Annotated in this window: 14 protein-coding genes; 10 read left to right on the plus strand and 4 right to left on the minus strand. The window is 60.5% G+C overall.

Annotated elements, in window-relative coordinates; all coding sequences use genetic code 11:
• Window positions 1-22 precede the first annotated feature (22 nt).
• From AC07XZ_RS01230 to AC07XZ_RS01245, 4 genes are all read left to right on the plus strand, one after another.
• Complete coding sequence (locus AC07XZ_RS01230) at window positions 23-568, plus strand: twin-arginine translocation pathway signal protein (protein WP_102685787.1); 546 nt, start codon at window positions 23-25, stop codon at window positions 566-568.
• Between the two features lie 42 nt (window positions 569-610).
• Window positions 611-2,206 (plus strand): GMC family oxidoreductase, encoded by a 1,596-nt coding sequence (locus AC07XZ_RS01235; RefSeq protein WP_102685788.1) that lies wholly within the window; start codon window positions 611-613, stop codon window positions 2,204-2,206.
• A gap of 115 nt (window positions 2,207-2,321) precedes the next feature.
• Window positions 2,322-2,801 carry a pantetheine-phosphate adenylyltransferase gene (coaD, locus tag AC07XZ_RS01240; RefSeq protein WP_007953414.1) on the plus strand — a complete coding sequence of 160 codons (480 nt, stop codon included), beginning with the start codon at window positions 2,322-2,324 and terminating at the stop codon, window positions 2,799-2,801.
• A 102-nt stretch (window positions 2,802-2,903) separates the two neighbouring features.
• Window positions 2,904-3,155, plus strand: coding sequence for a YfhL family 4Fe-4S dicluster ferredoxin (locus tag AC07XZ_RS01245; protein ID WP_003195146.1), 252 nt, complete (start codon window positions 2,904-2,906; stop codon window positions 3,153-3,155).
• A gap of 38 nt (window positions 3,156-3,193) precedes the next feature.
• Here the strand turns inward: AC07XZ_RS01245 and AC07XZ_RS01250 are convergent, their stop codons facing one another.
• The 3 genes from AC07XZ_RS01250 to AC07XZ_RS01260 all read right to left on the minus strand — a co-directional run bounded on the left by AC07XZ_RS01250 (window position 3,194) and on the right by AC07XZ_RS01260 (window position 5,241).
• Window positions 3,194-3,517 carry a multidrug transporter gene (locus tag AC07XZ_RS01250; RefSeq protein ID WP_102685789.1) on the minus strand — a complete coding sequence of 108 codons (324 nt, stop codon included), beginning with the start codon at window positions 3,515-3,517 and terminating at the stop codon, window positions 3,194-3,196.
• A gap of 69 nt (window positions 3,518-3,586) precedes the next feature.
• Window positions 3,587-4,399 (minus strand): bifunctional DNA-formamidopyrimidine glycosylase/DNA-(apurinic or apyrimidinic site) lyase, encoded by an 813-nt coding sequence (gene mutM / locus AC07XZ_RS01255; RefSeq protein WP_007953423.1) that lies wholly within the window; start codon window positions 4,397-4,399, stop codon window positions 3,587-3,589.
• Between the two features lie 29 nt (window positions 4,400-4,428).
• The gene (locus AC07XZ_RS01260; protein WP_165369518.1) at window positions 4,429-5,241 is read right to left on the minus strand and encodes an HDOD domain-containing protein; all 813 of its coding nucleotides are present in this window, start codon (window positions 5,239-5,241) and stop codon (window positions 4,429-4,431) included.
• A 227-nt stretch (window positions 5,242-5,468) separates the two neighbouring features.
• On the opposite strand from AC07XZ_RS01260, the gene AC07XZ_RS01265 reads away from it, so the two are divergent.
• The 6 genes from AC07XZ_RS01265 to ilvD all read left to right on the plus strand — a co-directional run bounded on the left by AC07XZ_RS01265 (window position 5,469) and on the right by ilvD (window position 13,101).
• Window positions 5,469-6,008, plus strand: coding sequence for a type 1 glutamine amidotransferase domain-containing protein (locus tag AC07XZ_RS01265; protein ID WP_085746705.1), 540 nt, complete (start codon window positions 5,469-5,471; stop codon window positions 6,006-6,008).
• Window positions 6,009-6,131: 123 nt separating this feature from the next.
• The gene (locus tag AC07XZ_RS01270; RefSeq protein ID WP_085746706.1) at window positions 6,132-7,328 is read left to right on the plus strand and encodes a class I SAM-dependent rRNA methyltransferase; all 1,197 of its coding nucleotides are present in this window, start codon (window positions 6,132-6,134) and stop codon (window positions 7,326-7,328) included.
• Window positions 7,329-7,767: 439 nt separating this feature from the next.
• Window positions 7,768-8,841, plus strand: a complete 1,074-nt coding sequence (locus AC07XZ_RS01275) for a SagB family peptide dehydrogenase (protein WP_102685791.1) — start codon at window positions 7,768-7,770, stop codon at window positions 8,839-8,841.
• A complete protein-coding gene (locus AC07XZ_RS01280) occupies window positions 8,838-9,794 on the plus strand; it encodes a diiron oxygenase (RefSeq protein ID WP_102685792.1) in 957 nt (318 codons plus the stop codon). Before AC07XZ_RS01275 ends, AC07XZ_RS01280 begins: the two co-directional genes overlap by 4 nt.
• Complete coding sequence (locus AC07XZ_RS01285; protein ID WP_102685793.1) at window positions 9,787-11,004, plus strand: multidrug effflux MFS transporter; 1,218 nt, start codon at window positions 9,787-9,789, stop codon at window positions 11,002-11,004. The genes AC07XZ_RS01280 and AC07XZ_RS01285 overlap by 8 nt, the downstream gene beginning before the upstream one ends.
• Before the next feature lie 255 nt (window positions 11,005-11,259).
• The gene (gene ilvD, locus AC07XZ_RS01290) at window positions 11,260-13,101 is read left to right on the plus strand and encodes a dihydroxy-acid dehydratase (protein WP_102685794.1); all 1,842 of its coding nucleotides are present in this window, start codon (window positions 11,260-11,262) and stop codon (window positions 13,099-13,101) included.
• 201 nt (window positions 13,102-13,302) lie between these two features.
• On the opposite strand, the gene AC07XZ_RS01295 is transcribed toward ilvD, so the two are convergent.
• Window positions 13,303-14,364 (minus strand): HAD family hydrolase, encoded by a 1,062-nt coding sequence (locus tag AC07XZ_RS01295; RefSeq protein WP_085605918.1) that lies wholly within the window; start codon window positions 14,362-14,364, stop codon window positions 13,303-13,305.
• Window positions 14,365-14,583: the final 219 nt, after the last annotated feature.

A 14,583-nucleotide genomic window follows, 5' to 3' on the forward strand; every position in this document is an offset into this window, starting at 1 on the left:
TCACCGCCGGGTAATAACAACAATGCACCCAAGCCTGACTGAAACACCTGCCCTGTCGCGCCGTGGCCTGCTGAAATTCAGCCTGGGCGCCACGGCTTTTCTCGCCACCGCCGGCCTTGGTGCCAGCCTGAGTGGCTGTTCGTCGAGCGTATCGGCCAACGGATTCACCACGTTGCGCAGCGGTGATCTGCTGTTTCTGCGCGCGCTGATTCCAGTGATGCTGGATGGCGCCGTTGCTGTGGAAAAGCTGCCCGCCGCTGTCGATGGCACCCTGAAGTCGCTGGATTACAGCCTCGATCACCTGTCGCCGGAAATGCTCAAGCTCACCCGGCAACTGTTCGATGTGCTGGGCATGGCGGTGACGCGCGGTCCATTGACCGGAATCTGGGGCAGCTGGGAAAACGCCAGCCCCGAGGCGATCCGTCACTTTCTAGAACGCTGGGAAAACAGCGCGCTGAGCCTGCTGCGCATGGGCCACAGCTCATTGCTGCAAATGGTGATGATGGCCTGGTACACCCGCGCCGAATCCTGGGCCCATTGCGGTTACCCCGGCCCGCCCGCCGTTTGAGCCTGGCGACCCACGCATAACAATAATAAGAGAACCTGATCGATGCCCGTACCCGACCCGTTTCGCGAAGGCCTTGCCCGTGGCTGGAAAACCTACAACGGCGCGCAACTCACCGATGACCTGACTCTGGAAGCCGATGTCGTCATCATCGGCAGCGGCGCCGGTGGCGGCACTACGGCGGAAATCCTCAGCGCCGCCGGCTATAAAGTGCTGCTGATCGAAGAAGGCCCGCTCAAGACCAGCAGCGATTTCAAACTGCTGGAAGACCAGGCCTACAGCAGCCTCTACCAGGAAGGCATCGGCCGCATGAGCAAGGATGGCGCGATCACCATCCTTCAGGGCCGCGCGGTCGGCGGCACCACGCTGATCAACTGGACATCGAGTTTTCGCACGCCCGAGCCGACCCTCGAACACTGGGCCAAAGAACACAACGTCAAAGGCCACAGCCCCGCCGACATGGCGCCGTGGTTCGAAAAAATGGAGCAGCGTCTCGGCGTCGCCCCGTGGATGGTGCCGCCCAACGCCAACAACGACGTGATCCGCAAAGGCTGCGAACAACTTGGCTACAGCTGGCACGTGATCCCGCGCAACGTGCGCGGCTGCTGGAACCTCGGCTACTGCGGCATGGGCTGCCCGACCAACGCCAAGCAATCGATGATGGTCACGACCATTCCGGCAACCCTGGAAAAGGGCGGTGAACTGCTCTATCTGGCCCGGGCCGAAAAGCTGTTGATCAGCGGCGACAAGGTCACCGGCCTGCAATGCGTGGCGATGGACGAACGCTGCGTCGAGCCGACTGGACGTACGATCACCGTCAAGGCGCGGCATTACGTGCTGGCCGGCGGCGGGATCAACAGCCCGGCGCTGCTGATGCGTTCGGATGCACCGGATCCGCACAAACGGCTGGGCAAGCGCACTTTCCTGCATCTGGTGAACATGTCCGCAGGGCGTTTCGACGAGGTGATCAACCCGTTCTACGGTGCGCCGCAGTCGATCTACTCGGACCATTTCCAGTGGAAGGACGGCACTACCGGCCCGATGGCCTACAAACTCGAAGTACCGCCGCTGCACCCGGCGCTGGCCGCCACGTTGCTCGGTGGTTTCGGTCAGGAAAGCGCGCAACACATGGCGAACCTGCCGCATACCCACGCGATGCTCGCCCTGCTGCGCGACGGTTTTCACCCGGATAGCCAGGGCGGCAGCGTCGAATTGCGCGGTGACGGCTCGCCGGTGCTCGACTATCAGGTGTCGCCTTACACCTGGGAGGGTTTGCGCCGGTCTTTCCACAGCATGGCCGAGATCCAGTTCGCCGGCGGCGCCAAAGCGGTGATGCCGATGCACGCCGATGCCCGCTACGTGAACAGCCTGGCCGAGGCCCGCTCGTTGATCGACACCCTGAGTCTGGAGCTGTATCGCACCCGCCTGGGCAGCGCTCACGTCATGGGCGGTTGCGCCATGGGCGAGGACCCGAAAACAGCCGTCACCGACAGCCTCGGCCGCCATCATCAACTGAGCAATCTGTCGATTCATGACGGCTCTTTGTTCCCCACCAGCATCGGCGCCAACCCGCAGTTGTCGGTGTACGGTCTGACGGCGCAACTGGCGACATCCCTCGGCGAACGGTTGAGAAACCCGTGAAAAAGGCGAAAATTCCGATCGTCTATAGTGCTTTCTTACCCAACAGGCGACTTTCCCGACCGGGACGGCTGCGATACCATCCGACTCCCCAACGGATTCCCGCCAGGACGACGCGATGAACCGAGTGTTGTACCCAGGTACCTTCGACCCTATTACCAAGGGCCATGGCGATCTGGTCGAACGCGCCTCGCGCCTGTTCGACCACGTGATCATCGCCGTCGCCGCCAGCCCCAAGAAGAATCCGCTGTTCCCGCTGGAACAACGGGTCGAGCTGGCCCGCGAGGTCACCAAACACCTGCCGAACGTGGAAGTGGTCGGCTTCTCGACGCTGCTGGCGCATTTCGCCAAAGAGCAGAACGCCAACGTGTTCCTGCGTGGCCTGCGCGCGGTGTCGGACTTCGAATACGAATTCCAGCTGGCCAACATGAACCGCCAGTTGGCCCCGGATGTGGAGAGCCTGTTTCTCACCCCGTCCGAGCGTTATTCGTTCATTTCCTCGACCCTGGTGCGGGAAATCGCGGCCCTGGGCGGCGATATCAGCAAGTTCGTCCACCCGGCGGTGGCCGAAGCTCTGACCCTGCGCTTCAAGAAGTAACGACCGTTCAAACGGCGCCCGCGTGCACTACGGGCGCCAATGCGGCACAATTGCGCGCATTGATTCATAGCGCCCGGGCTCCCCGCCCCGGCTGGAGTTAGCATGTCCCTGATCATCACCGACGATTGCATCAACTGCGACGTCTGCGAACCCGAGTGCCCGAACGCCGCCATTTCCCAAGGCGAAGAGATCTACGTGATCGACCCGAACCTGTGCACCCAGTGCGTCGGCCACTACGACGAGCCGCAGTGCCAGCAGGTCTGCCCGGTGGATTGCATTCCACTGGACGAAGCTCATCCGGAGACTGAAGAACAGTTGATGGAGAAGTACCGCAAGATCACCGGCAAGGCTTGAGCCACTGAATACGATCGCAGCTCCCGGCTGCGATCGCGTCATTCGCGCTGCTCGAATCCCTCCCCTGTGCAGCCCAGGCATCGCACGAACGCCGCTTTCGCCGGCGCCACCACCAGCGCATCCCCCGCATCGCCAATCCCGCCACCCAGCGCGGTGAACGGCAACGACACCACGAACGCCCCGGCACCGATCACCGTTGCCACCACCAGCAATGGTCGGGCAATCAGCAGATCGCCGAGCATGGCGTAGGCCGGTGGATTCTGGATGGCGTAACGCGGATCACCGCTGCCGCCTTCCGTGGCCTGAACGGTCAGGCTGAAGCACAGCAGCAGGGCGACGATGAGGGTTTGCAAGGACTTCATGGCACGATCCTTCGAGCTGAACAGTGAGACAACTCACTATAGACCGTAGGACTTTTTCGGAGTCTTTGCTCAGCTCTGGCAGCGCGGGCACCAGACGCTCGCGCGCTGACCGAGCTTCATTTCCCGCAGGCCCGTTCCGCAGACCTTGCAGTGCTCGCCGCCACGACCGTAGACAAACAGTTCCTGCTGGAAATACCCCGGCTGCCCGTCGCCACCGATGAAATCACGCAACGTGGTGCCGCCGCGCTCGATGGCGGCAGCGAGGATGCGTTTGATCTCGATCGCCAGCTTCAGGTAACGCGCCCGGGAAATGCCCTTGGCTTCACGGCGCGGATCGATGCCGGCGGCGAACAGCGCTTCGGTCGCGTAGATATTGCCGACCCCCACCACCACCGCGTTGTCCATGATGAACGGCTTGACCGCCATCGACCGCCCGCGCGACAGCTGATACAACCGCTCGCCATCGAACAGATCGGTCAACGGCTCCGGGCCCAGGCGAATCAGCAATTCGTGATTGAGCGGGTCGGTGCTCCAGAGCATCGCCCCGAAACGCCGCGGATCGGTGTAGCGCAGGGCCAGGCCCGACTCCAGTTCGATATCGACATGCTCATGCTTGGCCGCCGGCATCCCGACCTCAACCAGCCGCAGGTTTCCCGACATGCCCAAGTGGCTGATCAGCGTGCCGACCTCGGCGTTGATCAGCAGATACTTGGCGCGCCGCTCGACCAGCACAATGCGCTGCCCGGACAGCCGCACATCAAGGTCTTCGGGAATCGGCCAGCGCAAACGCCGGTCACGCACGATCACCCGGCTGACACGCTGGCCTTCCAGGTGCGGGGCAATACCGCGGCGGGTGGTTTCGACTTCCGGCAATTCAGGCATGAGTGTCTCGAATCAAGGGTCTTTTTAAATCAGTGCGCGCCAAGTTCGCGGATAGTCTGCTTCAACGTTTCAAAGTCGTAATCCGAGAGGCCGATGTATTCCAGTACCAGCGGCCCGACGGCCTGCCATTCGAAATCTTCGGTCTGGTTGCCCAACACCCGGTAGGACGCGCAGATGTGCTCGGCCATTTTCAGGATCGCCAGCAGGTTTTTCATCTGGCTGTTGCGCGAGGTCTCGTCGTTGAAGATCGCCAAGGCATTGTGATGGTTGGCGATCGCAGCGCTGACGTGTTCCGGGAGGCGCCACGACTTGGCGGTGTAGTAACCGACCACCGAGTGATTGGTGTTGTAGACGTCGTTCTCGGTGTCCACGACCCGGCGCTCGGCACTCGCATTGGCATAGGCCGTCTCCAGCGTGGTCATGTAGTCGGGGAAACGCTGAAGCATCAGCGGCACGCCGCAATCATGGAAAAGACCCAAGGCATAAGCCTCGTCGCTCGCCTCGGTGCCGACGCGTTTGGCCAGGGTCAGGCAGGTCATGGCCACGTCCTGGGCGGTGTCCCAGAAACGGTTGAGAGTGACGATGGTGTCATCGTTCATTTCGCCCTTGATCGACATCGCGTTGATCAGATTGATGATCGAGCGACTGCCCAACAGATTCACCGCGCGCTTGATCGAGGTGATCTTGTTGCTCAGGCCGTAATAGGGCGAATTGACGATTTTCAGCAGCGAGCCGGACAGGCCAGGATCCTGGGAGATCAGCTTGGCGATCGTCTCCAGGTCGGGGTCGGGCATGTACTGCTCCATTTGCAGATCCACCATGATCTGCGGCTGCGCGGGCACGCTGATGCCTTGCAGGGACTGTTGAATCTGTTCGGTGGTCAGCTCTTGGGACATAAGTACACACTCTGGGACAGGCCGCGATTCTAACCTCTAAAAACCGACGGACGACACACCAGTGGGCAATTCGCAGGAACTTTCACTTTCCACCAGCCTTCGGAATCTGTAGTGCCCGGAGCAGTTCCCCATCTGTCGCGGGCAGTAATTCCAACAGACTCAGGAGCTTAACGATGGCGACTTCTCTCAGCGGCAAGCGCGTCGCTTTTCTGGTAACCGACGGTTTCGAGCAGGTTGAACTGACTGGCCCCAAAAAGGCACTGGAGCAGGCGGGAGCGCAGGTTGACATCCTCTCCGCCGAAGCCGGCAGCGTCAAAGGCTGGAATCACGATAAACCTGCGGACGACTTCAAGGTCGACCAGACCTTCCAGGGCGCAAGCATCGATCAATACGATGCCGTGGTGCTCCCGGGCGGTGTGCAGAACTCTGACACCATCCGCATCGACCAGGACGCCCAGCACCTGGTCAAGACCGGTGCGTCCGCCGGCAAGCCGATCGCAGTGATCTGTCATGGCAGCTGGCTGCTGATTTCGGCAGGGCTGGTCAATGGCAAGACCATGACCAGCTACAAGACCGTCAAGGACGATCTGGTGAATGCGGGGGCGAACTGGGTTGATCAGGAGGTAGTAAAAGACGGCCACCTGATCAGCAGCCGCCAACCGGACGATATTCCGGCGTTCAGCAATGCGCTGATCGACGCGCTGTCGGCATAGAGCATAAGCGTATGGATACGGGGCGGGCCTGCTCGTGATGAGGTCAGCCGCGTTTCATCGCACGCCAAACCCGGCATAAGGCGCAACACGGTATACTCCCGCTCTTTTTTCCGGAGCGACGTCATGTCCCTGCCTAGCTTGCGCCTCAAAGCCAACGCCGACCGTCGCCTGCGCGCCGGTCACCTGTGGATCTACAGCAACGAAATCGACGTGGCCGCGACCCCGTTGCACGGCTTCAAGGCCGGCGACCAGGCGATCCTCGAAGCCGCCGGCGGCAAGCCGCTGGGCATCGTCGCCATGAGCCCGAACAACCTGATCTGCGCGCGTCTGCTGTCGCGCGACATCAAGCTGCCGCTGGACAAGTCGCTGCTGGTGCATCGCCTGAACGTAGCCCTGTCGCTGCGCGAGCGCCTGTTCGACAAGCCGTTCTATCGTCTGGTCTACGGCGATTCCGACCTGCTGCCGGGTCTGGTGGTCGACCGTTTCGGCGACATCCTCGTGGTGCAGCTCGCCTCGGCGACCATGGAAGCCCATAAAGATGACGTGATCGCGGCACTGACCCAGGTGCTCAAGCCAAGCGGCATCCTGTTCAAGAACGACTCCGCCGCGCGCGATGCCGAAGGCCTCGAGCGTTACACCGAAACCGTGTTCGGCGTGGTGCCGGAGTGGGTAGCGCTGGAAGAGAACGGCGTGAAGTTCGAAGCGCCAGTGGTTCAAGGTCAGAAAACCGGCTGGTTCTACGACCACCGCATGAACCGCGCCCGCCTGGCCCCTTACGCCAAAGGCAAACGCGTACTGGACCTCTACAGCTACATCGGTGGCTGGGGTGTGCAAGCGGCCGCATTCGGCGCCAGCGAAGTGTTCTGCGTCGACGCATCGGGCTTCGCCCTCGACGGCGTTGAGCGTAACGCCGCACTGAACGGCTTCGCCGACAAGATGACCTGTATCGAAGGCGACGTGTTCGAAGCCCTGAAAGAACTCAAGGCCAGCGAAGAGCGCTTCGACGTGATCGTTGCCGACCCGCCTGCGTTCATCAAGCGCAAGAAAGACCTGAAGAACGGTGAAGGCGCCTACCGTCGCCTGAACGAGCAAGCCATGCGCCTGCTCACCAAGGACGGCATCCTGTTCAGCGCTTCGTGCTCGATGCACCTGCCGGAAGACGACCTGCAGAACATCCTGCTGACCAGCGCCCGTCACCTGGACCGCAATATCCAGCTGCTGGAGCGTGGCGGTCAGGGTCCGGATCACCCGGTACACCCGGCCATCCCGGAAACCCGCTACATCAAGAGCATCACCTGCCGCCTGCTGCCGAACAGCTAACGGTATCGATGCGTATAAAGAAGGGGAGCCTAGGGCTCCCCTTCTTTTTGCCTTTAACGTTGCTTTCCTACACTTATTGTCCTGCAGACTTGCAGGATATTTCCGCGAATACTTTATTTACTGAAATTTAACTTACACACCCATTTCCAGCCAAAGATCACTCCGACAAAATTACTGGATTATTCCTACTTAATATTTGCTTGCGATTAATCCATTACAAACTATTATTAAGTCGTCGCCACGGAGGTGACACCAACTAACCACGAAGCAGCAACGAACAAGGAGTTCAATCATGAAAGCAATTACTCTGGAATCCCGCACCCTCGCAAATCTGGCTTTTCTGGTCGCACCTAAAGCCCGTTAAGTAAGGTGGGCGCTGGGTATAGCCGGCTACCCAGCGCCTCTGACAAAGCACCTATCCAGAGCAGCGTGCCCCAACATGCATATAAATCCTTATTTATTCATACTGCCACTAACGCCCGGCCAGATAGTCTGGAACTACAAAGACCATACTCAACATGAACTTGATCTTGAATATTCCTCCCGACTGGCGCAACTTGTCCACAACCCTGACTTATACGACAACAGCAACATAATAGATACACAGCTTTTAAATGCAGGAATACTGACTTCTTATAAAATCCCGGCGCCTGCCTGGGGCTGGGATGAACTGTCCAGGATCTACCATATCGGGACTCGGGACATTCCTTGCGAACACACTCCCCGAAACATTCAGGAATGGTCCAGGCAATATCTCGAACACTGCAACAAAGTGCTTGCCACTCCCCCGCCAGCCGACATCCCTGTGGATACCCGTCCGAACGCACTCATCGCCCTGCCCAAGCCGCTGGCACTGAATGACGACAGCCTGTCGAATTCACTGACCCGGCGAAAGACCTGCCGATCCTTCACTGGCGCTGCCGTGCCGCTGGATGATGTGGGCACCTTGCTTTACCTTTCACTCGGTTACCTGGGAGAACGCGAAACCGACTGCGACGACAGCATCGCCGAAGGACTGGGCGCGCGGCGCAGCAGCCCTTCCGGCGGTGGCCTTAATGCCTGCGCCGGGTTCGTGTTTGTACAGAACGTCGACGGACTGGCACCCGGCGTGTATGCCTACCACCCCGCCGATCACGCCCTGAGCTTCATCAACCCTTTGCCCGACACCGCGCCCGGCAATCTGCTGGGGGGGCAGCATTTCATCAACAACCTGCCATTGGGGCTGTTCATCACCGCCCGCTTCGACCGGCTCTGGTGGAAATACCCGCACTCGCGCGCCTATCGAATGGCGTTCATCGAAGCCGGGCACCTTTCGCAAACGTTTCAACTGGTGGCGACAGCGCTCGGCATGAACACCTGGCTCACAGGCGCGTTTTCCGATGAGCAGGTCGAAGCGTTGCTGAAGCTCGAAAACAGTGCGGAACAACCCTTGTTCTTTGTCGGTTGCGGGGAAAGCGACGGTCAGGCGATGTGTCAGGAAATGCGTGACCTGCTGCGTGAGGCACAACCATGAGCGCCCTGGCCCCGGAACCGGTCTTTCAGTTCACCCTGAGCGACTGGAACAGCCGCGCCTCCGTTCGCGCCAGCCCCCACGATTACCGCTTGCCGGAAAACGTGCAGGAACAACTGGAGACCCGGCACTGGTTTCCGCCGGCATTCCTGCCTTATCTAACCCACCCGGCGATTGAAGCAGCGGGCCGTTCGATGCTGCACCGGCTTACGGCCCGGCATCTGGTGCACTTTCTCGACTACACCACGCTGCTCGAACACCGGATCGTCAATCGCGCCGTCGAAACCATCGTGCATGGCGAACTGCCGGTCGAGGTACCGACGTCGATGAAAACCGCCGCGCTCCAGCTCTACACCGACGAGGGCTATCACGCCCTGTTTTCCAGTCAGGTGGCAGAGCAGATCGCCAGCCTCTACGCCATCACCGGGCGACCCGTGATGCCCAGACGCATCACCCGGATGAACCTGCTGGTCGCACGCACAAGGCAGGAGCAACGGCCGCTGGCGTGCTTTCTTCTGGGCTTCGTCTCGGAAACCATCATTGCCCGTGAACTGCTGGATGTCTGCCGCGACAGCTTGGTGTCCGGCGTCAACGACATGTTGCGCGATCACCTCACCGACGAAGCGCGCCACAGCCGCTATTTCACCGAAGTGTTCCACTACCTCTGGTTGCACCTGAACCCGCGACAGCGAACGTTCACCGCGACGACCTTGCTCGACATTCTGGAAATCTTCTTCGAAGTGGATGAGCACTGGCTGCAGGAAAGCCTCTGTGGCGCGGGCATTGCAAATACGACGGTGACGGACATTCTCGGCACGATGACATCGACCCAGGCCAGTCGACGGCGGGCACGCGCCGGCAGCCTCGCTACATTGAACGCATTGAAGAAAGCCGGATTTTTCGCCGAACCTCAAAACCAGACACTATTTGCCAGGGCGGGACTGATCGATGGATGACGGACAATCTGTGGTGACCCGACGACAGCGGCGCGGGGCTGTCAGTCTTTTGCTGGCAATGGTGTTGCTCGGCGTCTTTCCACTGGATGTCCTGCTACCTTCGTTCCCGGCACTGGCCGAACACTTTCGCCGCACCCCGGCGGACATCGCCCTGTCGATCAGCCTGTTTGCGGTCGGAATTGCCTTCGCCCAGTTGCTGATCGGGCCGCTGTCGGATGTGATCGGACGCAAGGGGCTGCTGCTCGCCGGCATGAGCGTTTCCATACTCGGCGCCCTCGGTTGCGTGATGACCTCGGACTATTCGCTGTTTCTGATGTTCCGGGTGTTGCAGGCGCTGGGCTGCGGTTGCTTCGTGCTGTCACAGGCGCTGGTGCAGGACCTGTTCGAAGGCGAAGAACGTGACCGCCTACGGATTTTAATGGTCACCGCCGGCGGGATTTTCATCTCGGTATCGCCACTGGCTGGCACCTTTCTTCAGGCGACATTGGGCTGGCGCGGCAGCTTCTGGGTGTTCATCGCATTATCAGCCGCAGTGCTGCTCAAGGCCTGGCTGTTTCTGGAGAACACCCGACCGACCGCCAGTGGCACACGTACGAACTTCCTCACGGCCTATCGACGGGTTCTGGGAGATTTCGACTTCGTCGGTTACTGGCTGATTTCAGCGTTTGCATTCGCCTGCCATTTCTCATTCATCGTGATCTCGCCGCTGATCTTCATGGATCGGCTGCAACTGTCCGCTTACGAATTTTCGTTGATCCTGCTGATCTACGGTGCGGCTTACGTCACCGGGGGGATCCTCGCCAGCGTGCTGAGCAGGCGCATCAACAGCGGCCAGCAGATGGTCGTCGGCCTGAGCCTGATCCTGTTCGCCGGCGTGACCATGCTGTACCTGTCGTCGAACTTTGCACTGGCTCCGGCGACCGTGCTGATCCCGATGCTGATCTGCACCGCCGGCACCACCATTGCCCGGCCGGCCGCCACGTCCCGGGCCATGAGTCTGTTTCCGGAAAACGCCGGCACGTCGGCCTCGGCCGGCAGCACGATCATTTTCATCTGCGGCGGCTTGATCAGTGCCTTGATCAGCCTGAGCCCGACCAATCTGCAATCCACGCTGGGCTACAGCTTCGTGATACTCAGCGGGGTGGCACTGGCGTTGAACGCGCGGATCAGTCGCCGCAGCGATCTGGTGGGGCAACCGGACAGCGATTAATCCTGCCGGTCGTCATCCCGCACGCTTCGTCAGCACTGGAACAACGCTTTGCGCCATTCCCTCCTGACGCCAGCGGTGTAGAATCGCGAGATTCATCGCCATTCATCCCCGGCGGGTTTATGAGCTCAGGCTGAGACCAGCGGCGATCCCGCAACGTCATCGGCAACATCAGGACACACGGCCATTTCTGAGTGTTCCAGACGTCAATAGAAGCTCACTCCCTTTTGATACCTGATTAGCCGCCCGGAGTGCTCCATGCCAGATTACCGCTCGAAAACATCCACCCACGGCCGCAACATGGCCGGCGCCCGCGCACTGTGGCGCGCCACCGGGATGAAAGATGACGACTTCAAGAAGCCGATCATCGCCATTGCCAACTCCTTCACCCAGTTCGTACCGGGCCACGTTCACCTGAAGGACTTGGGCCAACTGGTTGCCCGTGAGATCGAACGCGCTGGCGGCGTTGCAAAAGAATTCAACACCATCGCCGTTGACGACGGCATCGCCATGGGCCACGACGGCATGCTCTATTCGCTGCCGAGCCGCGAGATCATCGCCGACTCCGTCGAGTACATGGTCAACGCCCACTGCGCCGACGCCATCGTCTGCATCTCGAACTGCGACAAGATCACCCCCGGCATGCTGATGGCCGCCCTGCGCCTGAACATCCCGGTGATCTTCGTCTCCGGCGGCCCGATGGAAGCCGGCAAGACCAAACTGGCCAGCCACGGTCTCGACCTCGTCGACGCCATGGTGATCGCCGCCGACTCCAGCGCTTCTGACGAGAAGGTTGCCGAGTACGAGCGCAGCGCCTGCCCGACCTGCGGTTCGTGCTCCGGCATGTTCACCGCCAACTCGATGAACTGCCTGACCGAAGCCCTGGGCCTCGCACTGCCGGGCAACGGTTCGACCCTGGCCACCCACAGCGATCGCGAGCAGTTGTTCCTGCAGGCCGGCCGCACCATCGTCGAACTGTGCAAACGCTACTACGGCGAGAACGACGAGTCGGTACTGCCGCGCAACATCGCCAACTTCAAGGCGTTCGAGAACGCGATGATGCTCGACATCGCCATGGGCGGTTCGACCAACACCATCCTGCACTTGCTGGCCGCGGCCCAGGAAGCCGAGATCAACTTCGACCTGCGCGACATCGATCGTCTGTCGCGCAAGGTGCCGCAGCTGTGCAAGGTCGCGCCGAACATCCAGAAGTACCACATGGAAGACGTGCACCGCGCCGGCGGCATCTTCAGCATCCTCGGTTCGCTGGCCCGTGGCGGCCTGCTGCACACCGACCTGCCGACCGTGCACAGCCGCAGCATGGAAGAAGCCATCGCCAAGTGGGACATCACCCAGACCGACGATGAAGCCGTGCACCATTTCTTCAAGGCAGGCCCGGCCGGCATTCCGACGCAAACCGCGTTCAGCCAGTCGACCCGTTGGGAAACCCTGGACGACGACCGTGAAAACGGTTGCATCCGCAGCTTTGAACACGCCTATTCGAAAGAAGGCGGCCTGGCCGTGCTGTACGGCAACATCGCCCTGGACGGCTGCGTGGTGAAAACCGCCGGCGTCGACGAGTCGATCCACGTGTTCGAAGGCAACGCCAAGATCTTCGAAAGCCAGGACAGCGCCGTGCGCGGCATCCTCGCCGACGATGTGAAGGAAGGCGACATCGTCATCATTCGCTACGAAGGCCCGAAAGGCGGCCCGGGCATGCAGGAAATGCTCTACCCGACCTCGTACCTGAAATCCAAAGGCCTGGGCAAAGCCTGCGCCCTGCTGACCGATGGCCGTTTCTCCGGCGGCACTTCCGGTCTGTCCATCGGCCACGCTTCGCCAGAGGCTGCGGCCGGCGGCGCGATCGGTCTGGTACAGGACGGCGACAAGGTGCTGATCGACATTCCGAACCGCTCGATCAACCTGTTGATCAGCGATGAAGAACTGGCGGCACGCCGGGTCGAGCAGGACAAGAAAGGCTGGAAACCGGTCGAACAGCGTCCACGCAAAGTGACCACCGCCCTCAAGGCCTACGCCCTGCTGGCGACCAGCGCCGACAAGGGTGCCGTGCGCAACAAGGCGATGCTCGACGGGCTGTGATGCTTAACCGTCGCGCATAAAAATGCCCCGCCAAGTGCGGGGCATTTTTTTGCCTTCAGGTTTTGATCGTTCCCACGCTCCCGCGTGGGAATGCCTCAAGGGACGCTCTGCGTCCAGTGACGCGGAGCGTCACGGGCTGCATTCCCACGCAGAGCGTGGGAACGATCGTCGCGCTCTGCTCGGGAGCGATCACCGTAGCAATTACTGGATTTCTTCAGGTTTGACGATCACCCAGTTCTTGTCCGCCGTCACCGGCAAACCTTCTTTCGCCTGGGCCGCCGCGTGCTTGGCCATCATGCCCTGAATCTGGGTCATGTACTTGTCCTTGCGATTGACCCACAAGTGAATGCCACCCTTGGCCACGTCCACATCGTGGAACAGCATGTAGCCGTCGCTGGTCGGTGTGTCGCCACCCACCAGTACCGGTTTTTTCCATTCGTCGATATAGGTCAGGATTGCCGCGTGCTTGCCGGCCATCCAGGTTGCCGGAGTCCACAGGTAGGGTGTCAGCTCGAGGCCGAGGTTGGCCTTCTCGTCATATTTGCCGGCGGTGATCTGCTTGCGCGCGGTGGTCAGCTCGCCGGTCTCGCGGTTCTTCAGCAACGTGGTCACGCCGATCACGTTCTGCGGTTTGACGTTGTAGCCATACTTCGGATCGGCCGCGACCATCCGCACCAGTTCTTCGGAGGCGGCGGTCATCACGTAGACTTCGATGCCGTTCTCCATCAGTTTGTTGTACAGCTCTTTCTGGCCAGTGAAGATCTTCGGCGGATTCACATCCAGATTCTTGACCACGTCACCTTCGTAATAGGTCGCAGGCACCGGTTTGCCCGAGGCCATCAGCTCATCGACGTAGCCCTTGAGTTCCTTGAGGGTGAAGCCGGAAAAAACTTGCGCGACCCATGGATAGCAGACCATGTCGTCGACTTCGCAGAGGCGGTAGTAGTAACTGAACAGGCTTTCCTTGTGGTCGGCGGTGTCCTTGAACGGCATCAGTTTCAGGGAGGGGTCGAGCTTGTCCCGGGTGATCAGGCCCTTGTTTTCCATGAACGGCAGCAACGACTCTTCGAGGTCGTAGCGGTAACTGGTGTTGTCCATGTCGAACACCGCGTAGTTACCTTTGTTGGCGTTGGCGGCGATCATCGCGTCCAGTGCCTTGGCCTGATCCGCCGGCCAGTGTTTCAGGTCGGTGGCGAACGCCTGAGTGGCCAGGCCCATCCCCACAGTCAGTGCGACAGCCAGAAATTTCGGTGCAAACTTCATTGGCGCTTCTCCCTGGGTCAAAGAAATCGACGCTAACAAATAAATGTGACAGTCCCCGTCTGTCAGCGACCGTCCACGTCCGTTTCGCGCCAATTGCATCCCCGAGAGCGACACCCGCTTATTCCAAAAACGACGGACGACCTTTGATTTCGGTATTAAATCATTGGAAATCAAACTGTTAGGCTTGCCGGTTCGCAACAGCCCCGGAAGGTTGTTGGC

Source organism: Pseudomonas sp. GW458-11-26-14-LB4 (assembly GCF_059423925.1).